Below are 4,934 nucleotides of genomic sequence, written 5' to 3'. Positions count from 1 at the left end.
AGTCTGTTCAATTATCGTTAAGAGAAAACCGATGCCAAATATTATTAAAACAATCACCATTTGTCTGATGCCTAACTTGTTATTTATCTGCTCGATTCTGTAAGCGATTGTAGATGTTTTAAATTCAGGTCATTACTGGAAACATAATAATTGTATTACGTTGAAATAGACTGTCAACGAGGAGTTTCAGCACCTCAAATGACGATCGAAATCAATAACCGGGTAAACACCGTTTCCTGGTCATTACGCAGGGGAGATAAAATATATCCGAAATCAATTCGCGGTTGCTTTGGCTTTCCAGTAATGCTTCTCTCTCCCATGACTTCGGCGTCGATACAGTAGATCCGCTGCTTGCGGGCTGTTGACTTTGCTTGTTTGTGTGCTGACTCAGGCACCTGTTCTCAGTGTGTATCTCTCCAGCCGCGTGACCGGCGAATATGATGTTTGTCTGATTGTCCGGATGAATGTTTTGTTCGTTTCCGGTTGGGGGTTGATTTGTTTCCGTCGGGGCTGGTCCGGATGGTTTGTGGAATCGCTTTATTGAAAGCAGGTTGGAAATCGTGATGCATGCTGAGTCCATTTTTGTCTGGTGGCGTACCTGGCTGACTGTGGTGACTTTGTTTCTTGCGGAAGGGTGCGCGGGGGTCAAGGGGGGGAGAGGGAAATCAGACCCACTTGAAACCCAACGGGAACTCGGTGATTTCCCGTGAGATGTCGGTGAAGGGCTGCGATGCCCATCGATACGATACGAAACATTCGGAAGCAGTCGCGGCGGCTTTGAGAAAAAGTCTCTCCACACAGGGACTTTTATACTGCGGATTTCAACAGGCTGTGGCGTGTCTTCTGATGCTCGTGCCGTTTGCTCGCGCACGCGACTCTTGCTCCGCATTTTTGGAATCGGCGCGGCACGGTCAAGAGGTGTTTCATCACTACGAAACCGTGATTCAGCGTGAAATGAAATGCAGGGTACAAGAAAAGCAGGGGTGGGCAGGGCGCACAAAAAAACGAGCGGGAACCGTTTTTCGATTCCTGCCCGTTTTTGAATTGTCGCACCGGGTCGGCACCTTAAGGTCTGCTTGCCTGCAAGCGGCTCTCAGATCTGTCGGTTACCCGTATTTGGTACCAGGACTTGTGGTCCTGTTCAAAACCCTAAAAAGATGCCTGCTTTTTAAGGATCAATGGGCACGGGCGGGATCGAACCGCCGACACCAGGATTTTCAGTCCTGTGCTCTACCAACTGAGCTACATGCCCTTTTCGTTTCCGGCGTGAATTCAATGGCGTTAACCCCATATGAAATCATTGCTTAATGGAAGCGAGATGGAAATATAAGCCATTCGTCTCTCAGTTTCAAGCAAAACTGGCACTTCCTGTTCAGGATTCCGCAGTTTTCCTGAATCCCGGCTTTTTCCGCTGCAAATACTGGTATTTCAACCACTTCGCGCCCGCAGGAATTTATGCATTATAACGATCAAATGAATTCAGATCTGGCCGTCAAAGAGTTCGGAGGACAGATCGATCTCATCTTTTCCGGAAGTCGGCAGGGCCTGGTCAATCACGAACTCACTCGCATTCAGATCAAGAATGTTAGCCGGATCTATCGGATCGGCCTTTTTGCCTTCCGCTGTCTGGATGATCTGTACAATCGGACTGGTATAAAAATTCTGATTGCGTCGAATCACCCGGGCGGCACTGCGATCTGTCAACGTGACAAAACTGCCCACCGGAAACAGAGAGAGCAGATTCAACAAAGCCCGCATGGGAGCCGAATCGATGGTTTTATAGTTGGTCTGCCTTAACAGGAATTCCATCGCCGCATAAGGCATCAGAGCAGGGCGGTCTTCGCGGGATGTCGTCAGAGACACATAACAATGCGCCACATTCAGAATCCGGGCAAACATGTGGATCATATTCTGCGTCCGCATCCGCGGATAACCACGCCCGTTGGGTTGTTCGTGCACCTGATAACAGACGACGGGAACCACACTCGGAATGCCGGCGATGTTTTCCAGCATTTCCAGCGAAAAGATGGGATGCTTCTGCATTTCCATGCGTTCCACCGGGTCGAGTCTGCGGCGACATTTACCGATTTTCTCCTGCACTTTTACCATGCCCCAGTCGTGCACGAGTCCGCATAAACCGATATTTCGTACGTTATTTTCATCAAGATTCAATTCGGTTCCGATCGCCATGCCTAACAGCGACATCTGCAGACAGTGCTGAGAAAGTGATTCGTCCTTGCCGGCTTCTGCAGCCGCCGAGATCACACTATCTGCATCAGCCGTCAATTGTGTCAGGTAACTGGCGGCCATCCCGGCGATTTCAGAACCTTTGGGAGTTTTACCGGTCAGCGCGCCGCGCATCATGCCATCCAGTGACTCACCAAACTCTTGTTGCTGCGCAAACAGCGCATCGCGGTGTTTCTGGTCGTAGGCCTTACAGCCATGCATGACCATCGAGTCGCGCACAGCCGGCCCGGTATTGGCGACAAACATCGAACCGGATTCAATCAGTTTATCCAGTTTCTCGGTTAACTCGGTAGAAAAGATTCCATTCCCCGCGCCTTCAAACATGGTATTGTCCGAAAAGTCAGCATTTAAACTGACCATAGAAGCATCCTGATTGTGGATATCCACTTGCGGCATATTTCGATCACGTAACAATTGTTTGAAACGTGAGTTAACAACTGATCCCGACGCTAATAGTAAGACACCATTGGTATCGTAAATCGGATTATTGATTTTCCGGCCTACGATCAGATCTTCGACGCGTATCGAAACGGTCTCCTGCTCATCAGCTTGCGATTCGGTCGCCTGGTCTAATTTTTCTTTTATTTCTGTTGTCATTCTCACAACCTGAATCGAAACTGATTCCTGACGATTGAGGAATCCAGTCCGTGCCTTATTTTAAAGTGGAACGCTTTACAAAGTTCCCAAGAGTTTAAACTCATTACAAACCTAGTTTAAAATATTTGAAAACCCAGCGAGGGAGGGATTTACGACGCAAAATTCCGATACCAATTCTGACGATTAATCGGAATTATCGGATCAGGAAAAAACGGCTGGAGGGAAATCTCTGGAGCCTTGTGAGGTCGATCGGTACTTATACCAATGCAATGATCTCAGATATGATCTCGGCTTCACTGGATTTACCGGTGGTTAAATAGCCACGCAGAGGCAGGGGAGTTCCGTCAAAGCGATAAACGGTACCCGGGAAATGGATGCCGGAAATCCCTGTGGGGAGAAATACTTCCAGATTCGGCAGGTTCACAGCAGCCGGACCGATCAGGATAACCGGAACTCGAGCCAGATGCTTCAGAGCGCACTCAGACAGTCCGGAAAGGGCTATCGCGCCTACCAGAATACAGAGATCGGTTTCCTGCTGTTCGAGTACATGATTTGCGGAATATTCTTCGGGAGAGTAACGCGGATAACCTGCTGCAAAATTCACACACGCCGCGTATCCGGTCTGCCATGCCAGCACATTTTCCGCCCCTTTGGTCTCGCCTGCGCGGGGTACGCTGATCGAGTGACAGCGGCGGTCGGCCTGAATCTCTCTCACCAGCAAAGACAAGGCTTCGATTTTCCGGTGAGACAATGGTCCCTGTTTAAATTCGGGACCATAAAAGAAGACGATATACTTGCTCTTTTGAATGAGGCTGACCAGTTCCCGCAGGTCGGATAGAGAAATGCCCGCTGGTTCATTTCCGGCAAGCGCCACGCCTTTCAAAAGTGCGCGCAGGGACCAGATGACTTCAAATTCCCGCTCAGACTCGATTGGAATCATTTGATCGACGTATTCACAGGACTCGGGCAGCGCTGAGCCCAGCGACACGATTTTAGGCGAAACTATCTGCGTGCCTGAGTCAAGACTCTGCCTGTGACACTCACTGGTCAGTAAGGCATCAGCGCCCCAGTAAATAATCAGGTCGGCCCGACTGCGGACTTCTCCCAGAGTACACGTCGCCTCTCCGACCTGCTGCAATGCTCTTGTGGTCGCGGAAGCGCCCGTATCGATGGTGGCTCCAATCCGGTCCGCTAAACAGACGGCGGCCCGCTGTGCATCGGTGGCGGATTGATGCATGCCAAAAATTAACGGAGCCTGTGCCTGCCCGATTAATTCCACGGCCCGGCTGACTGCGGCTGCAGGCGAGGCTTCAGCCCCTTTGATCAGGGGCGCTAAAGCATCTGTCTGCAAAGACTGCTGGAACCAGGCCTGCCCTTGCGGGCAGGCGGTTTGAACTTCGAGAATCTGCTGACCATCGGTCGTGACTTGAATGTCATCGCAGACGCAACAACAACCTGCACAAGCAACGTCTTCCATCACATTTTTCACAGACGGTCTCCAGAACCGTAATTCATCGGAACGCAGTTCACAGGCAATTCGAATTAACCGATTAGTTCTTTCAGTTCATTCAAAAGTGAAACGGCTTTGCCAATATCGGCTTTCTGCTTGTCACGATCTTCGGGGATTTCACGTTCGATTGTCAGTGGCCCGGTATATTCAATGTCATTGAGCGTCCGCAGGTAAGTGGCCATTCCGACATCGCCTTCGCCAAGAGGCGTTTCTGCACCCCAGGCAATTCCACGTTTGTCTTCGGGTGCCCAGGTTGCATCTTTGCAATGCACGCTGGCAACCAGATGTCCGACGCGCTGCAATGCGGCAATCGGATCGCCCGTCCCATACAGAATCATATTCGCGGGATCGAAATTAATTTTCAGATTATCCCGTCCGACATCGCTGATAAAATCGAGCAGGTGGTCTGCTGATTCCTGTCCGGTCTCCAGATTCAGAGTCTGGCTGTTCACTTTGACATGATCCAGCAGTTTCTGAGTCACCTTCACCAGTTCCTTGTAATCTTCCGAATCGCGATCTTCCGGAACGAATCCGATATGCAGGGCAACCGTATCACATCCCAGCAGCCGTGCAAAATCGG

At 50.3% G+C, this 4,934-nt stretch carries 3 protein-coding genes and 1 tRNA gene; all 4 read right to left on the bottom strand.

From position 1 onward, the window contains the following. Positions 1-1,179: 1,179 nt before the first annotated feature. A tRNA-Phe gene (locus Q0294_RS18825) sits at positions 1,180-1,252 on the bottom strand. Between the two features lie 227 nt (positions 1,253-1,479). Further along, positions 1,480-2,844, bottom strand: coding sequence for an HD domain-containing phosphohydrolase (locus tag Q0294_RS18820; RefSeq protein ID WP_299468535.1), 1,365 nt, complete (start codon positions 2,842-2,844; stop codon positions 1,480-1,482). 256 nt (positions 2,845-3,100) lie between these two features. After that, the gene (locus Q0294_RS18815) at positions 3,101-4,321 is read right to left on the bottom strand and encodes a formylmethanofuran dehydrogenase subunit B (RefSeq protein WP_299468533.1); all 1,221 of its coding nucleotides are present in this window, start codon (positions 4,319-4,321) and stop codon (positions 3,101-3,103) included. Between the two features lie 65 nt (positions 4,322-4,386). Beyond that, positions 4,387-4,934, bottom strand: a 548-nt coding sequence (locus Q0294_RS18810) for a sugar phosphate isomerase/epimerase family protein (protein ID WP_299468531.1), incomplete at its 5' end; no start/stop codon positions are given.

The organism is uncultured Gimesia sp. (assembly GCF_937919775.1).
Taxonomy (GTDB): domain Bacteria; phylum Planctomycetota; class Planctomycetia; order Planctomycetales; family Planctomycetaceae; genus Gimesia.
Note: the sequence above shows the minus strand (reverse complement) of the source record. Positions and strands in the feature narration are given on the sequence as shown.